Origin of the sequence: Mycobacteroides abscessus ATCC 19977, assembly GCF_000069185.1 — a bacterium.
Classification (GTDB): domain Bacteria; phylum Actinomycetota; class Actinomycetes; order Mycobacteriales; family Mycobacteriaceae; genus Mycobacterium; species Mycobacterium abscessus.
The window spans coordinates 3,663,648-3,678,491 of sequence record NC_010397.1 but is presented as its reverse complement, the minus strand read 5'-3'; the positions used below and the strand labels follow the sequence as shown (position 1 = coordinate 3,678,491).

Here is a 14,844-nt window from a genome sequence, read left to right as displayed (position 1 = left end):
CGGATGACATCGAGGGTGCCGGCCGACACGATTGATCCATGGCAGTCATCGACACCGAACGTACCTGGGAAATGGTTGAAAAGCGGCTTGCCGCAACGATAAACGAGCGTCACAGGGTGGTGCTGGGCGCAGTGTTGCGCCACATGAAACTGGAGCGCGACGCCGATCTCGACGGGCTGATCGACACCCTCAGCGCGAACCCGAACTACCACTTCTGGATGGACGGTCAGGACTTCGGCCCGAAGGGGCGCGACGGTGTCCGCACCTACTACGCGGGTCTGGTGCGGGAACGGATGAGTGTCATGGAGTTCGCGATGGATCGCCTCCTGGTCGACGATGATTGCGTTGTCACCGAGGGATTCCTCAAACAGATCTATCCGGGGGCGGTCGCCAAAAGCATGGGGTTCGCGATCGAGGATCTCAGCGCCGACTACCTGTTGGTGTTCCGTCAATTGGTCCTGTGGCCCGTCGACGCCGACGGTTTCATCGAGGGCGAGGACTCATATCACTCGGGACCGGTGAGTATCACCAAGTTGGTTCCGGAGGAGCTGCCCCAGGAGTATCGGGATCTGAAGGGTGCATCATCGGCGCTATGACCGCTGTGTCCGTTCCCCGCGCCGGCGTGCCCCGAGTCGACATCGCGGCCATGCTTCTGGATCGTGTTGGCGACAGTCATCTGGGGCTACGCACCCGCGATCGCGACTGGACATGGGATCAGGTTGTCGATGAATCCGCCGCGCGGGGCGCGCTGGCCCGGAAGCTGCGGGCGGACGGGCCCTTCCATATCGGCGTGCTGTTGGACAACGTGCCCGACTTCGTCTTTTGGCTGGGCGGTGCCGCCCTCGCGGGGGCCACGATCGTGGGGATCAACCCAACCCGTGGTCCCGCGGAAATGGCCGCCGAGATCCGGCACACCGACTGTCAGCTGATCGTCACGGACACCGCGCATCTGGGGCGGCTACAGAGCCTTGAGCTAGGTCTGAGCGCGGATCGTCTGCTGGTGATCGATAGCCCCGAATATCTGCAGCGCATTGCCGAGAGTCGCTGCACAGCACAGGCTTCCGAAGGCGTCGGCGCGGATTCATTACTCCTGTTGCTGTTTACCTCAGGCACCACCGGGGCCTCCAAAGCGGTGAAGTGCAGTCAGGGGCGGCTCGCTCAGATCGCTCACCTGGCCACCGAGAAGTTCGGGCATGTGCGCTCGGATGTCGACTATTGCTGCATGCCGTTGTTCCACGGGAACGCGTTGATGGCGTTGTGGGCCCCGGCGCTGGCCAACGGCGCCACGGTGTGTTTGACGCCCACGTTCTCGGCGTCACGTTTCTTACCCGATGTCCGGTACTTCGGCGCTACGTTTTTCACGTACGTCGGCAAGGCGCTGGGATACCTGTTGGCCACGCCGGAGCGGGCCGATGACGCCGATAACCAGCTGGCGCGCGGCTTCGGCACCGAGGCCTCGCCCGAAGACCAGGCCCAATTCCGGCGACGGTTCGGTGCGGAGCTGTTCGAGGGTTACGGTTCCAGCGAGGGTGGGGGAGCGGTGGTGCTAGATCCCGCCGCACCTCCGGGTGCGCTGGGGCGCCCCGCTCACGAGGGTGTGGTGGTGGTCGATCCTGAGACGTTGCAGGACTGTGCCGCAGCGGTTTTCGATCAACACGGACGCGTGCTCAACGCCGACGCGGCTGTCGGTGAGATTGTCGACAAACAGGGTAGACGCGGATTCGAGGGCTATTACAACAATGATGACGCCGATGCCGACCGCATCCGCAACGGGTGGTACTGGACGGGTGATCTCGGCTATCTCGATGCCGCGGGGTTCATCTACTTCGCGGGACGCCGTGGCGATTGGATTCGCGTCGACGGAGAGAACATGTCGGCACTCACCGTTGAGCGGGTACTGCGACGCCACCCGTTGGTGATCGCGGCGGGGGTGTACGCGGTTCCTGACCCGCGTTCAGGTGACCAGGTGATGGCCTCCATCGAGGTGGCCGAGCCGGATTCGTTCGATGTGGATGGGTTCACCCAGTACCTCTCGGCGCAAGAAGAACTGGGCAGCAAGGGCATTCCGCGGTTCCTGCGGATATCGGCCAACTTGCCGGTCACCGGCTCGAACAAGGTGCTCAAGCGCGAACTGCAGGAGCAGCGCTGGCATACCGACGAACCCGTCTTCCGCTGGGTGGGAAGGGGCGGCCCGGTTTTCCTGCGGATGAGTTCAGATGACAAAACCGCACTCGATGCTCAGTTCGCGGTGTATGGACGACAACGGCTGCTCTAGAGCGCAGTATGGAACCAGTCAGCGAAAGGACGGCCCCCATGACTGACGGCGCGATTCGTGAAATCGACAGCGGCGCACCGATGACTAGGTTTGCCCGGGGGTGGCACTGCCTGGGTCTGGCCGAGACCTTCCTTGACGGGCAACCGCACGGTATCGAGGCGTTTGGCACCAAGTTGGTGGTGTTCGCCGATTCGCATGGCGATATCAAGGTGCTGGACGGTTATTGCCGGCATATGGGAGGCGACCTGTCGCAGGGCACCGTCAAGGACGACACCGTGGCCTGTCCTTTTCATGATTGGCGGTGGGGCGGCGACGGTAGGTGCACATTGGTGCCGTACGCCAAGCGCACCCCGAAGCTCGCCCGTACCCGCAGCTGGCCCACGCTCGAGGTAAACGGTCAACTCCTGGTGTGGCACGACCCCGAAGGTTCCGCGCCACCGGCCGAGCTCACCCCGCCGACCATCGAGGGTTACGGGGAGGGTAAATGGTCTCCCTGGCAATGGAATTCGATTCTCATCGAGGGATCACACTGCCGGGAGATCGTCGACAACAACGTGGATATGGCGCACTTCTTCTACATCCATCACGCGTATCCGACGTATTTCAAGAATGTGATCGAGGGGCAGACCGCCAGCCAGTTCATGGAATCGAAGCCGCGTCCGGACTATGTTCCGAATCCCGAGAAACTCTGGGAAGGAACCGGTGTGCGCTCGGAGGCCACATATTTTGGGCCCGCGTACATGATCGACTGGATTCACAACGACCTCGGCCCCGGATTCACTGTCGAGGTGGCACTCATCAATTGCCACTATCCGGTGACACACGACTCCTTTGTCTTGCAGTGGGGTGTCGCCATCCAGGAGATGCCCGACCTGCCGCCCGATAACGCGCGCAAGCTCGCTGCCGCGATGGCCAAGTCGTTCGGGGATGGGTTCCTCGAAGATGTCGAGATCTGGAAGAACAAAACGCGTATCGACAATCCCTTGCTGACCCACGAGGACGGCGCCGTGTACCAGCATCGTCGTTGGTATGAGCAGTTCTACGTGGATCTGGCCGATGTCACTTCTGATATGACTGAGCGATTCGAGCTTGAGGTGGATACCACACACGCCCATGGTGTGTGGGTGCACGAGGTCGAGGAGAACCTGGTGGAGCATGCTGCCACCGCGTCGCACTGACCAGCCTTAGGCTGGGGCCCGTGACTTCGGACAGATTGACTCTCACCGACAGCCCCGGCGGCCACTGGCGACGCATCGACGTCGTTGAGGAAACCGGATCTACCAATGCCGATCTGGTGACGCGCGCCGCGGCGGGGGAGGACATCGACGGCGTCGTGCTGCTCGCCGAGCATCAGACCGCAGGGCGTGGACGCCACGGCCGTTCCTGGGGCGCCCCCGCCCACACGCAGCTGTCCATGTCGGTGGGTATCGGAGTGGGCGAGGTGCCGCCGGACCGGTGGGGGCTGGTGCCGCTCTTGGCCGGAGTGGCGATTGTCGATGCCGTCGCCGAGGTCAGTGGAATCCAGGCCGGGCTCAAGTGGCCCAATGATGTGCTGGTCGATGGGCGCAAGTTGTGCGGAATTCTCGCTGAGGTCGCCACGCCACACCAGGCCATCGTGCTCGGGCTCGGGCTCAATGCCACTTTTGCCCAGCACGAGCTGCCCGATCCCAATGCAACATCCCTGACGATTCTCGGCTGGGCCGACCCGGACCGCGACGAGTTGGCGCGTGCGGTACTGCGTGAGCTCGGCGGCCGCATCGAGCACTGGCGTGCCGCGCGCGGGCTGGACGAGCGGCTGCTGGAGGACTACCGCGAGCGCAGTGTCACCCTGGGGTCGCGGGTGCGTGCCGAACTGCCGGGTGAGCGCGAACTGGTCGGGGTCGCGGTCGGACTGGGCAACGACGGGCAGCTGCGCATCGAGGCTGCTGACGGCACGGTCACCGCGGTCACGGCGGGCGATATTACGCATCTGCGCCCGCTCGGCGACCAGTAAGGTCGCTGCACGTGGGGTATCCGGAAAATGTGCTCGCCGATGACGAGCAGGTGGTGCTGCACCGCCATCCACACTGGAAGCGGTTGATCGGCCCGGCGCTGGTGCTGATTCTGTCCACGGGTATCGCGGCCTTCGTGGCAGCGATGGTCGACAACACGGACTGGCAGTCCACCGCGAAGAATGTGGTGATGATCGCGATCGGGGTGGTCTGGCTGGTGCTGGTCGGCTGGCTCAGCCTCTGGCCGTTCCTGAACTGGTTGACCACCCATTTCGTCATCACCGACCGGCGAGTGATGTTCCGTCACGGGTTGTTGAGCCGCTCCGGGATAGATATTCCGCTGGCGCGGATCAACAGTGTCGAGTTCCGTCATGGCCTGGTGGACAGAATTCTGCGCACCGGCACGCTGATCATCGAGTCGGCCTCACAGGACCCGCTGGAATTCCACGAGATACCGCGAGTGGAATACGTCCACTCGCTGCTGTATCACGAGGTTTTCGACACCCTCGGTTCCGAAGAGGGCGATAGCCGCTCCACCGGGCGCGGCCGGGAACGGCCGCCCGCCACATGATGCGCTGAGCCGTAGAGGCCGCGGCCCACTTCGGTGCCGTGATGGACGGTGGCGCTGTTCGGCAGGCCCGAATGAGGATGCAGCGGTGTGACATTCTCGGGCTCGTCCGCCTCAGAGGACTCGCTGGTCACCAGGGACACCGGCTGGTCCGGATGACGACCGAACTCGTCAGGGAAGACCCAGCGGCGGAAGGCCCAGAATCGGAACGCCATCTGTAGCAGATTTCCGATGATATATGCGCTGATGAAGTCGGCGATGTTCTCGACCGTGAGGCTCACGTTCGGTACGCGCAACTCGAAGATGTAACTCGAGACCCACAGCGGAATCATCGCGATGATCACGCCCATACCGCTGAAGGCGAAGAAGAGCAGCGCCTCATGGTGCCGCTCCCGGCCGCCTCGGTCACGGAAACTCCACTCCCTATTGAGGATGTAGGAGGCGATGACGGCGATGATGCCGGAGATGATTTTCGCGGTGAGGGGCTTGGACTCCAGGACCGTCAGCTTGAGCAGATAGAAGATGCCCGAGTCGATGATGAAGGTGGTGGCGCCGACGATGCCGAACTTGATCAGCTCATGGTGTCGCTCGGCGACAGGCCGGATGAACCGGGGTAGCCGGGCGATGGTGGCATCGGCGAAAGACACAAATGGCGAGTGTACGGAAGATGGCAGGGCAGTGCGAAGCGGTCGGCGGACCTCGTTGAGTATTGGCCGCCGGTTCAGCTGTGCGCGGCGATCGCGTCGGCACGCAGGTTTCGCCAGGTGCGGGGGCTCATCGCGCGATGCCCGCGAAACCACCGACTGAAGTTGCTTGGTGATGAAAACGCCAGCATTTCGGAGATCTCGGTCAGGCTGTGGCGATCGCTCGTGACGAGGTGATCGGCCAAATCGAGCCGGATGGTGTCCAACAGAGCGCTGAAGCTCGTGCCCTCGCTGGCCAGCTGCCGGTGAACCGTCCGCCGGTCGACTCCCAGGCCCTGGGCGACCTGTTCGACCGAGCAACGGCCGAGGGGCAGCAGCACCTCGATGAGATCTCGGACACGATCGGTGGTTGTCGTGTCGCCAGGCCTTTCCGGCGGCTCAAGGACCGCCTGGCTGTACTGGCGCAGTAGCGGGTCGAAACTGTCGTTCCGGCGGTCGAGATCGGAGGTGTAGACGACGATCTCGTCGAGCTGCTGCGCGAACTCGATGCGTGGCCCGAAGATGCGGTGATGCATGGCGGGGGCCGAGGGCTTCGGCCGGCGCAGATTGACCCGCAGCGGATGCCACGTGTTGCTCAAGAAGGTGCGTAGCACTCCGGCAAGAGCGGCGAGTGCCAAATCGGTGGATTGGGTGGCGGCGGCACCCCCGGCGTCAAGGGCCAGCCGGACGGCGGCGATTCCGTCGCGCTCGACAACCCGGATCCGCAAGGACTCGTTGTACATCGATTCGTACCGACACAGCATCGCGACGACGTCGCGCACGGTGGGCTGTTCCCGTAGCGCCAGGCTGAGCGGGCCGAGGCTGGATAGTCGCCTCCGTTCGGCGAGTCTGAGACCGAAGTCATCCACTCCGCTGGCGTCGGCGGAGGCCTCCAGGAGCGCGATGACGGCGTCGGCGGCCACCCGGCGATCGGGTTGGGCGAGGCCCGCCGGGTCCAGACCGTGCTCCCGCATCATTCGCGCCGGATCCAGACCGGATGCCCTGGCTACGTCGACGTACCCGCTCAACGCCGCGAACCGAACCAGTCGGATGTTCATATGTCCCTAAATGAATAGAAACCTGTCTCGTAAAGATAAGTATCCCCCCTCTCGCCTCCCTAACGTCGGAGATACACACGAGACGGATGAAAGGCGGGCCATGGCCTACGCAGTGCGGATTCACGAAACCGGGGGACCCGAGGTTCTTCGCGGGGAGAACGTCCAGGTTGGCGCACCAGGTCCCGGCGAGGTGAGGATCCGGCATCACGCCGTGGGGTTGAATTTCGCGGACGTCTATTTCCGCACGGGGGTGTACCCGGTGGCACTGCCCGCGGGGATGGGGGTGGCGGGCTCAGGGATCATCGAAGCCGTCGGGCCGGGCGTATCGCAATTCGGTCCGGGGGACCGCGTCACCTACACGGGCAGCCCGCTGGGTGCTTACAGCACCGAGCGCGTGATGCCCGCCGCACATCTGATCGGTCTGCCCGACGGCATCTCCTGTGATACGGCGGCGGCTATCACGATGCGTGGGCTGACCACTGCATACCTGCTGCGGCGAATCCATCCGCTGCGTGCCGGTGACACTGTGCTGCTGCATGCGGCCGCGGGCGGCGTCGGACTGCTGTTCCTGCAATGGGCGAATCTGCTGGGCGTCAACGTTATTGGTACCGTTTCGAACGAGGAAAAGGCCGAGATCGCTCGGGCTAACGGCTGTGCCCATGTACTGATCTACCCGCGCGAGGACGTCCCGCGGCGTGTTCGGGAAATCACCGGTGGGGTCGGCGTCCCCGTCGTCTACGACGGCATAGGCAAGGCCACGTACCAATCGTCGCTCGACTCGTTATCGCCCCGGGGCCTGTTGGTGTGCTTCGGCACGGCGTCGGGACCGATACCGTCCATCGACGCGATGCAGTTGGCGGCCAAGGGGTCCCTATTTGTGACCAGGCCGGCGCTGGCCGACTACATCGCCGACCCGGCCGAGCGCGCCGAGCTAGCGGGCGAGCTGTTCGGACATGTTGGCGCCGGCCGGATTCGCGTCGACATCGGGCGCCGCTACTCACTTGAGGAAGCCGTGACGGCTCATCGGGATATGGAATCCGGCGCGATCATCGGTCAGTCCATCTTCGCGTTGTGACCTTCGAGGGAAAGGAAATGTCATGAATGGTGTTGCCCCGCTGAGTAAGATCCGGGTACAGCCGTTGACGTGCACCATAGGCGCCGAGCTGTTCGACGTCGATCTGGCCGAAGCTTCGCGCAGTGATGAGCTTTTCGGCGAAATCCGCACGCTGCTGTTGGAACACAAGGTGCTGTTTCTGCGTGATCAGAACATCACTCGCGGCGAACATGTTGCGTTGGCTCGGCGATTCGGGCCGCTGGAAGACCATCCCGTCGCGGGCAGCGATCCCGATCATCCGGGTTTGGTGCGGATCTACAAGGAGATCGACAGTGCTCCAGAACATTACGAGAACTCCTACCACTGCGATGCGACCTGGCGGGAGAGCCCGCCGATGGGAGCTGTGCTGCGCTGCGTCGAAACACCGCCGGTGGGTGGAGACACCATCTGGGTGAACATGGTGGAGGCGTATCGGCGGCTGCCTGCCGCCGTGCGCGACCGAATACGTGACCTGCGGGCTCGGCATTCGATCGAGGCCAGCTTCGGCGCCGCCATGTCGATGCGACAGCGTCATGAACTGCACGAGCGATACCCCGACGCTGAGCACCCGGTGGTACGTACTCACCCGGAAACAGGCGAGGAGATCCTGTTTGTGAACTCCTTCACCACCCACCTGGTGAACTACCACCGTCCGGAGAATGTGCGATTCGGTATCGACTACGCGCCCGGTGCCTCGGAGCTGCTGCAGTATCTGATGCGTCAGGCCACGGTGCCCGAATTCCAGGTGCGGTGGCGCTGGACGCCCAACAGCGTCGCGATCTGGGACAACCGGTCAACGCAACACTATGCGGTTCAGGACTATTGGCCCGCCGTGCGCAAGATGGAACGAGCCGGTATTTGCGGAGACATACCGTTCTCATAGGGCGCCGCGGTCCGCATGACAACATATGTCTGTGTCTGATGGTCTTCGCGCAAGCGGCTCATCCGTGTCCGCGACTCCCGTGGTCACCATGATCGGTGGCGGTCAGCTGGCCCGGATGACCCACCAGGCGTCGATCGCCCTGGGTCAGACCCTGCGGGTACTCGCCCACGCCGCCGACGAGCCGGCGGCGCAGGTAACCCCCGATATCGTGCTTGGTTCGCATACCGAGCTGGACGATCTGCGCCGGGCGGCCAAGGATGCCACCGTCGTCACCTTTGACCACGAGCATGTTCCGACCGCGTTCCTGGAGACCCTGCAGGGCGAGGGCGTCAACGTGCAGCCGCCGCCGTCGGCCCTCATCTACGCGCAGGACAAGACGCTCATGCGGCGCAAGCTGCGGGACATTGGTGCGCCGGTGCCGGGATTCGCCGACATTCGGGCTGTCTCCGATGTCGAACGATTCGCCGCGGAGACGGGCAGCCACGTCGTGCTGAAGGCGGTGCGCGGCGGTTACGACGGCCGTGGCGTATGGATCACCGACACTCTCGATGAGGCGCGCACAGTGGCCGCCGAACAGCTGGCCGCGGGTGTCGAGCTATTGGCCGAGGAGCGCGTCGACATGCGCCGCGAGCTTTCGGCGATGGTGGCCCGTTCGCCCTTTGGGCAGGGTGCCGCCTGGCCGGTGGTGGAAACCGTTCAGCGCGAAGGCATTTGCGCCGTGGTGATCGCGCCGGCTCCGCAGCTGCCCGAGGAGCTGGCGCTGCAGGCCGAGCAGCTCGCGCTGCGGATCGCCAACGAGCTTGGCGTGACGGGGTGTCTGGCGGTGGAGCTGTTCGAGACCAACGACGGCCGGCTCTTGGTCAACGAATTGGCGATGCGACCGCACAACTCGGGGCATTGGAGCATGGACGGGGCGCGCACCGGACAGTTCGAGCAGCACCTGCGTGCGGTGCTCGATTACCCGCTCGGATCCACCGAACCACTGGCTCCCGTTACCGTCATGGCGAATGTATTGGGCGCTCCGCAGACGCCCGCGATGTCGCTCGACGAACGGATGCATCACCTGATGGGCCGCATCCCGGAGGCAAAGGTGCACCTGTACGGCAAGGGCGAGCGCCCGGGCCGCAAGCTCGGACATGTGAATATCCAAGGCCGCGAGGATGGTTCGCTGGCAGATCCGGGATATGTGGCAGAGGTGCGTGAGCGCGCGGAGCGTGCCGCGCACTGGTTGTCGCACGCGGTATGGACCGATGGATGGGAAGGACACTAGAACGTGAGCGCACGGGTCGGCCTGATCATGGGTAGCGACAGCGACTGGTCGGTGATGTCGGATGCCGCGAACGCCTTGGCGGAGTTCGAGATTCCATTCGAGGTCGGTGTTGTCTCTGCGCACCGCACGCCGGGGCGCATGTTGCAGTACGCACAGTCGGCCGCCGGCCGGGGCATCGAGGTCATCATCGCCGGTGCCGGTGGTGCGGCACATCTGCCCGGAATGGTGGCCTCCGCCACACCGTTGCCGGTGATCGGTGTCCCGGTGCCGCTGGCGCGGCTGGACGGCCTCGATTCGTTGCTTTCGATCGTGCAGATGCCCGCGGGCGTGCCGGTCGCGACGGTGTCTATCGGCGGCGCCCGCAACGCCGGGTTGCTTGCCGCGCGAATCCTCGGCGTGGCCGATACCGCGCTGCGGGACAAGGTCGTTGCCTTCCAGGCGAGCATGGAAGCCACCGTTCTGGAGAAAGACGAGGCTCTGCGGCGCAGACTGTTGGAGGACTAGATTTGACCGTGACGTACAGTTAATGCCGACTAACTTTGATCGACTCTGGAGGCTGTGATGGCTGGGAACCCGTCGTTTGACCTGTTCAAGTTGGGCGAGGAGCACGACGAGCTGCGTGCGGCGATCCGGGGACTGGCCGAGAAAGAGATCGCACCGCACGCCAAGGACGTCGACGAGAAGGCACGCTTCCCGCAGGAGGCCCTCGACGCGCTGGTCGCGTCCGGTTTCAATGCCGTGCACGTGCCGGAGGAGTACGACGGTCAGGGTGCCGACAGCGTGGCCGCCTGCATTGTCATCGAAGAGGTGGCCCGGGTGTGTGCCTCGTCCTCGCTGATCCCTGCCGTCAACAAGCTCGGCACCATGGGGCTGATCCTCAACGGCTCCGATGAGCTGAAGAAGCAGGTGCTGCCCGCGATCGCCAGCGGCGAGGCGATGGCCTCCTACGCGCTGTCCGAGCGGGAGGCCGGAAGTGATGCCGCGAGCATGCGCACCCGCGCGAAGGCCGACGGCGATGACTGGATCATCAACGGGTCCAAGTGCTGGATCACCAACGGCGGAAAGTCGTCCTGGTACACCGTCATGGCGGTGACCGATCCGGAGAAGAAGGCCAACGGCATCTCGGCCTTCATGGTGCACAAGGACGATGAAGGATTCACTGTCGGTCCGCTGGAGCACAAGCTGGGCATCAAGGGCTCGCCGACCGCGGAGCTGTACTTCGAGAACTGTCGTATCCCGGGCGACCGCATCATCGGCGAACCGGGCACCGGATTCAAGACGGCGCTTCAGACGCTCGACCACACCCGCCCCACCATCGGGGCCCAGGCGCTCGGCATCGCGCAGGGAGCGTTGGACCAGGCCATCGCCTACACCAAGGACCGCAAGCAGTTCGGCAAGTCCATCAGCGACTTCCAGGGCGTGCAGTTCATGCTGGCTGACATGGCGATGAAGGTCGAGGCCGCGCGCCTCATGGTGTACACCGCCGCCGCCCGCGCCGAGCGCGGCGAGAAGAACCTGGGCTTCATCTCCTCGGCGTCCAAATGTTTTGCCAGCGATGTGGCCATGGAGGTCACCACCGACGCCGTACAGCTGTTCGGCGGCGCCGGATACACCACCGATTTTCCGGTGGAGCGCATGATGCGTGATGCCAAGATCACTCAGATCTACGAGGGCACCAACCAGATCCAGCGCGTCGTCATGAGCCGCGCGCTGCTCACGTCCTAACGCCGAGCATGCCCAAATGTGCCTAAATATGCGGATATTCGGCACATTTGGGCATGTTCACGCGGCGTGATGACGCAGATGGGTGTTGATTCGTGCAACAAGCTCGTCCCGATGACGCCGAATGTCGTCGACGGTAATAGGAATGACCGTCCAGCCGCATTCTTGTAAGCGCGCCGTTTTGAGTTTGTCCTTGCGCATGGCTGCCGGACCGCTGTGCCATTCGTCGCTGTCGTATTCGCCGATGAGGCGGGCTGAACGCCACAGGAAGTCCACACGCCACACTGTTCCGTAGCGGTCGCAGATCGTTGCCTGAAGTTCGGGCGCCGGAACTCCGGAATCGATGAATAGCAAACGCGTCTCGCTCTCCATAGGCGATTCGGACCTGCCATCCGCGTGGGTCAGCAGGCCGCGAACATGGACAATTCCACGACGTCCTGCCTGCATTCGTGCGGCATGTCGCAATCCGCCGGGTGAGCAATGCCCGGACCGCAAGGCGGCATCGAGTGTTCCGATGGCGCGCGACGGTCTGAGTGTTCGCGCGATCTCGATGGCGGTCCAGTCGGGTGCGGTGGTCAACCGCCCGTCGACATACCGCAAGGGGGCTCCCAGACGCTGGTGGACTACGAGATTGGGGCGCGGTCTCAGCTGGCCGGGCACCGGATTGATCACGTGGAGCGCGCCGTCTCGTTCGGTGTCGAAGCCGTAGCTGGCCGCAGCCGTTCCCATGCAGACAGGCACGTGAGCGTCCGCTACTAGATCGAGTGCTCGCAGCTGGATCTCCACTGTCGGATTCGGCAGTGTGTAGACGCCATGCCACGGCCGGTGCAGGTGGCCGTCGCGTATCAGCGACGAGATTCGCTTTGCGGAGAGTATTTCCTGTAGCTCTCCCGCGCGTATCGCTCCGCGACCGTGGAACAGCGCGCGAATGGACGGATGCATAGTGAGAGCAGCTTGGCACGGCCGTTGGCTTCCAGCACCGGTCTCCGCGCGTCTGTGGATAAGGCGGCGAGCATGCTCAAATACTCCACAAATGCGCGGAATTCGGGACATTTGGGCATGCTCGCGCTCAGGGAGGGCTAGAGCTAGGGCTAGGGCGCTAGGGGAGGGTCTTGGTGACCTTCTCGGAGGCCACACGCCGTTCTTGCGCGGCAGTGTCGGGATTGGCCACCTGAACCAGCGACGCCCCGGTGATGAGCACCGCCAGCAGAGTGCTGATCAGCGCCTCGAGAGAGTCCCACGCGCCGGAGCTCAATACCCGGTCACCGCCGGTGATGCCCTGTGCCACAGCGCTTTCTCGAGCGGCAGCGGCGACCTCGTCCACCGGGCGGCCATCCACCGCCGGTCCGGCGCCCGCGGGGGTGAACCGGTCACCGTGCACCCGTACCGCCGTCGCATAGTCGGTCAGTCCGAGCGGTAGATCGGGTACCGGCCGTCCGAACGCATCCAGGGACAGCACGCACACCTCATTGGCATCCGGTTCGTCACCGAGCGTGCAGAACGCCACATCGGTGCTGGCGTCGCCGAACACCAGTTCTGCACCGGCCCACCAAATTCCAAGCAGTACGCCCGCGGTCTGCCAGTGTGCTGGCAGACGCACCGCCACCGTGGACCCGGGGCCCGCACCGAACTCGTCGCGCAGCATGTTGGCGGTCTTGGCGGCCCAGTTGGCCAGCGTCACCGTCGAGAGTTCGATGCGTTCGCCGGTGGCGTCGTCGTAGTAGGTGATCCGTGGGCTGGGATTGTTCACGTCGCCCAGCAGGAGCGCGGTCAGCGTCGTCATCAGTTGACGCAACGCGGGCCATTGGCCGCGGTGAAAATCGGCGACGGGGGAGGGGGCGGCGCGTCTTCTTCCGTAGAGCCGGTTTCCGAAGCGGCAGGAGTGGTTTCGCGGCCAGACCCAGGCCCTTGGTAATCCTTGGACAGCACCACCCGGACGGTGTGTTCGGCGATGCCCTGCTTCTCCACCACCGGGAGGCCCAGCGCCTCGGCTACCGCCTTGGCGCCCACGTCGTCCTGTTGCGCGGCCTGCACCTGGCTGCTGCCCACGTGATCGCTCTCGTTGTTGCCGACCTTGCCTGCGGTGAATCCCTTGCCCACCAACAGTTCCGATACCGCGGCAGCGAGCCCGTTGATCTGGGTCTCGTTCACGACATCGGCGGTCGTCTGGTCCTTGGAGTAGGTGGCTTCCTCGGTCTTGCCCTGCGCCTGCTGGTCCAATAGGCCGGACACCCAGCTGCGTACCTGGTCGGGGTCCACCTTCACGACGCTTTGGGTGCCGTCCTCGGTCCAGCCGTCCTCACGCAGGATCGGGATCGTCGCGAATGCGACGTTGCCCCCTGACAGCTTCTGTAGCTGCTGGATGAAGTCCATGACGTCCCATCCCTGGCTCAGCACCACGGTGCGGGTGATCGCGTCGCGCAGCTTGCCGAGCGTAGTGGTGTTGGTCAGGGTGCCGCCAGAGAGCGCCGAGTGCGCCAACGACGACATCACCACCTGTTGCCGGACCACGCGGTCGAGGTCGCCGCGTGGCAGGTCGTGGCGTTGACGCACGAAACTCAGTGCGTTGGGGCCGTCGAGGGTTTGCGGGCCCGCAGGGAAATCCGCACCCGACATCGGTTCGTAGACCGCTTCGTTGAGGCACACGTTGACTCCGCCCAGGGCATCCGTCATCAGCACGAACCCGAGCATGCTGACCTCGGCGTAGCGATCGACAGTGACGCCGGTCAGCCTGCCGACGGTCTGGATCAGCGCCGAACGGCCGGCGTCCACGGACTCGCGCTCGGCGGCCTCTAGCGTTTCGCCGGACTCGACGCGCTTCTGTCTGTCGTTCTCCTTGGCCTCGCCGTAGACGCCGTTGATCTTCCCCTTGCTGCCGTCGGGGATGGTGACGTACGAGTCACGGGGGATGGAGATCGCCGTCGCCGATTTTCCGTTGTTCGGGATGCGGATGAGGATGATGGTGTCGGTGTTGGTGGCCGTTTCGTCGCCGGCACGCAGCATGGACAGCTCTTCCTGGGAGAGCGGGTTGCCGTGTGCATCGCTACGGCTGTCGACGCCGACCATCAGAATGTCGATCGCGCCGTCATCGGGCTTGCCGGCGTTGCCGAACAAGCCGGGAAGATCGAACCGGGCGATGTTCGGATCGATGTTGCCGATCTTTCCCCAGGCCGCACCGGTGATCACCATGACGGCGACCGCTGCCAGCGTCGCGATACCCCGCCACAGCGGGCGCGGCGGCTCCGCCTGCGACGAGCCGCTCGCGCGTCGAGCGTGCGGATCAGTCACGATGTCGGTCCAT

15 protein-coding genes are annotated in these 14,844 nt (G+C 64.3%); 10 read left to right on the top strand and 5 right to left on the bottom strand.

Going from position 1 to position 14,844, the window contains the following annotated elements; translation table 11 throughout:
* The first annotated feature begins 38 nt into the window (after positions 1-38).
* Genes MAB_RS18400 through MAB_RS18380 form a run of 5 tightly spaced genes read left to right on the top strand, consistent with a single transcriptional unit; the run spans position 39 to position 4,837 of the window.
* A complete protein-coding gene (locus tag MAB_RS18400; protein ID WP_005080798.1) occupies positions 39-596 on the top strand; it encodes a nuclear transport factor 2 family protein in 558 nt (185 codons plus the stop codon).
* The gene (gene casI, locus MAB_RS18395; protein WP_005088410.1) at positions 593-2,275 is read left to right on the top strand and encodes a steroid-22-oyl-CoA synthetase; all 1,683 of its coding nucleotides are present in this window, start codon (positions 593-595) and stop codon (positions 2,273-2,275) included. Before MAB_RS18400 ends, casI begins: the two co-directional genes overlap by 4 nt.
* A gap of 38 nt (positions 2,276-2,313) precedes the next feature.
* Positions 2,314-3,453, top strand: a complete 1,140-nt coding sequence (locus MAB_RS18390) for a 3-ketosteroid-9-alpha-monooxygenase, oxygenase component (protein WP_005111935.1) — start codon at positions 2,314-2,316, stop codon at positions 3,451-3,453.
* Between the two features lie 20 nt (positions 3,454-3,473).
* Positions 3,474-4,268 (top strand): biotin--[acetyl-CoA-carboxylase] ligase, encoded by a 795-nt coding sequence (locus tag MAB_RS18385; RefSeq protein ID WP_005080805.1) that lies wholly within the window; start codon positions 3,474-3,476, stop codon positions 4,266-4,268.
* Positions 4,269-4,279: 11 nt separating this feature from the next.
* Entirely contained in the window at positions 4,280-4,837 is a 558-nt protein-coding gene (locus MAB_RS18380) for a PH domain-containing protein (RefSeq protein ID WP_005056202.1), read from the top strand.
* Here the strand turns inward: MAB_RS18380 and MAB_RS18375 are convergent.
* On the bottom strand, positions 4,753-5,481 hold the full coding sequence (locus tag MAB_RS18375) for a GtrA family protein (RefSeq protein ID WP_005056204.1): 729 nt from the start codon (positions 5,479-5,481) through the stop codon (positions 4,753-4,755). The two genes, MAB_RS18380 and MAB_RS18375, sit on opposite strands and share 85 nt — an antisense overlap.
* Before the next feature lie 74 nt (positions 5,482-5,555).
* Positions 5,556-6,575: an AraC family transcriptional regulator gene (locus tag MAB_RS18370; RefSeq protein ID WP_005080807.1), complete on the bottom strand. Its 1,020-nt coding sequence runs from the start codon at positions 6,573-6,575 to the stop codon at positions 5,556-5,558.
* A 100-nt stretch (positions 6,576-6,675) separates the two neighbouring features.
* Between MAB_RS18370 and MAB_RS18365 the strand changes: the two genes are divergently transcribed.
* The 5 genes from MAB_RS18365 to MAB_RS18345 all read left to right on the top strand — a co-directional run bounded on the left by MAB_RS18365 (position 6,676) and on the right by MAB_RS18345 (position 11,546).
* The gene (locus tag MAB_RS18365; protein WP_005111932.1) at positions 6,676-7,650 is read left to right on the top strand and encodes a quinone oxidoreductase family protein; all 975 of its coding nucleotides are present in this window, start codon (positions 6,676-6,678) and stop codon (positions 7,648-7,650) included.
* Between the two features lie 22 nt (positions 7,651-7,672).
* Entirely contained in the window at positions 7,673-8,551 is an 879-nt protein-coding gene (locus MAB_RS18360) for a TauD/TfdA dioxygenase family protein (protein WP_005088414.1), read from the top strand.
* 64 nt (positions 8,552-8,615) lie between these two features.
* Entirely contained in the window at positions 8,616-9,821 is a 1,206-nt protein-coding gene (locus MAB_RS18355; protein WP_005056211.1) for a 5-(carboxyamino)imidazole ribonucleotide synthase, read from the top strand.
* A gap of 3 nt (positions 9,822-9,824) precedes the next feature.
* On the top strand, positions 9,825-10,325 hold the full coding sequence (gene purE, locus MAB_RS18350) for a 5-(carboxyamino)imidazole ribonucleotide mutase (protein ID WP_005056214.1): 501 nt from the start codon (positions 9,825-9,827) through the stop codon (positions 10,323-10,325).
* A 57-nt stretch (positions 10,326-10,382) separates the two neighbouring features.
* Positions 10,383-11,546: an acyl-CoA dehydrogenase gene (locus MAB_RS18345; protein ID WP_005080817.1), complete on the top strand. Its 1,164-nt coding sequence runs from the start codon at positions 10,383-10,385 to the stop codon at positions 11,544-11,546.
* Between the two features lie 57 nt (positions 11,547-11,603).
* Here the strand turns inward: MAB_RS18345 and MAB_RS18340 are convergent, their stop codons facing one another.
* From MAB_RS18340 to MAB_RS18330, 3 genes are all read right to left on the bottom strand, one after another.
* Complete coding sequence (locus tag MAB_RS18340) at positions 11,604-12,485, bottom strand: DUF559 domain-containing protein (protein WP_005088417.1); 882 nt, start codon at positions 12,483-12,485, stop codon at positions 11,604-11,606.
* Between the two features lie 157 nt (positions 12,486-12,642).
* A complete protein-coding gene (locus tag MAB_RS18335) occupies positions 12,643-13,326 on the bottom strand; it encodes a TIGR03089 family protein (RefSeq protein WP_005111929.1) in 684 nt (227 codons plus the stop codon).
* Positions 13,326-14,831, bottom strand: a complete 1,506-nt coding sequence (locus MAB_RS18330) for an LCP family protein (RefSeq protein WP_005080824.1) — start codon at positions 14,829-14,831, stop codon at positions 13,326-13,328. The genes MAB_RS18335 and MAB_RS18330 overlap by 1 nt, the downstream gene beginning before the upstream one ends.
* Positions 14,832-14,844: the final 13 nt, after the last annotated feature.

Coding starts and splice junctions, on each gene's coding strand:
- MAB_RS18335 (WP_005111929.1), bottom strand. CDS start 13,326: ATGACGACGCTGACCGCGCTCCTGCTGGGCGACGTGAACAATCCCAGC.
- MAB_RS18390 (WP_005111935.1), top strand. CDS start 2,314: ATGACTGACGGCGCGATTCGTGAAATCGACAGCGGCGCACCGATGACT.
- MAB_RS18400 (WP_005080798.1), top strand. CDS start 39: ATGGCAGTCATCGACACCGAACGTACCTGGGAAATGGTTGAAAAGCGG.
- MAB_RS18360 (WP_005088414.1), top strand. CDS start 7,673: ATGAATGGTGTTGCCCCGCTGAGTAAGATCCGGGTACAGCCGTTGACG.
- MAB_RS18345 (WP_005080817.1), top strand. CDS start 10,383: ATGGCTGGGAACCCGTCGTTTGACCTGTTCAAGTTGGGCGAGGAGCAC.
- casI (WP_005088410.1), top strand. CDS start 593: ATGACCGCTGTGTCCGTTCCCCGCGCCGGCGTGCCCCGAGTCGACATC.
- MAB_RS18370 (WP_005080807.1), bottom strand. CDS start 6,575: ATGAACATCCGACTGGTTCGGTTCGCGGCGTTGAGCGGGTACGTCGAC.
- MAB_RS18340 (WP_005088417.1), bottom strand. CDS start 12,485: ATGCATCCGTCCATTCGCGCGCTGTTCCACGGTCGCGGAGCGATACGC.
- MAB_RS18365 (WP_005111932.1), top strand. CDS start 6,676: ATGGCCTACGCAGTGCGGATTCACGAAACCGGGGGACCCGAGGTTCTT.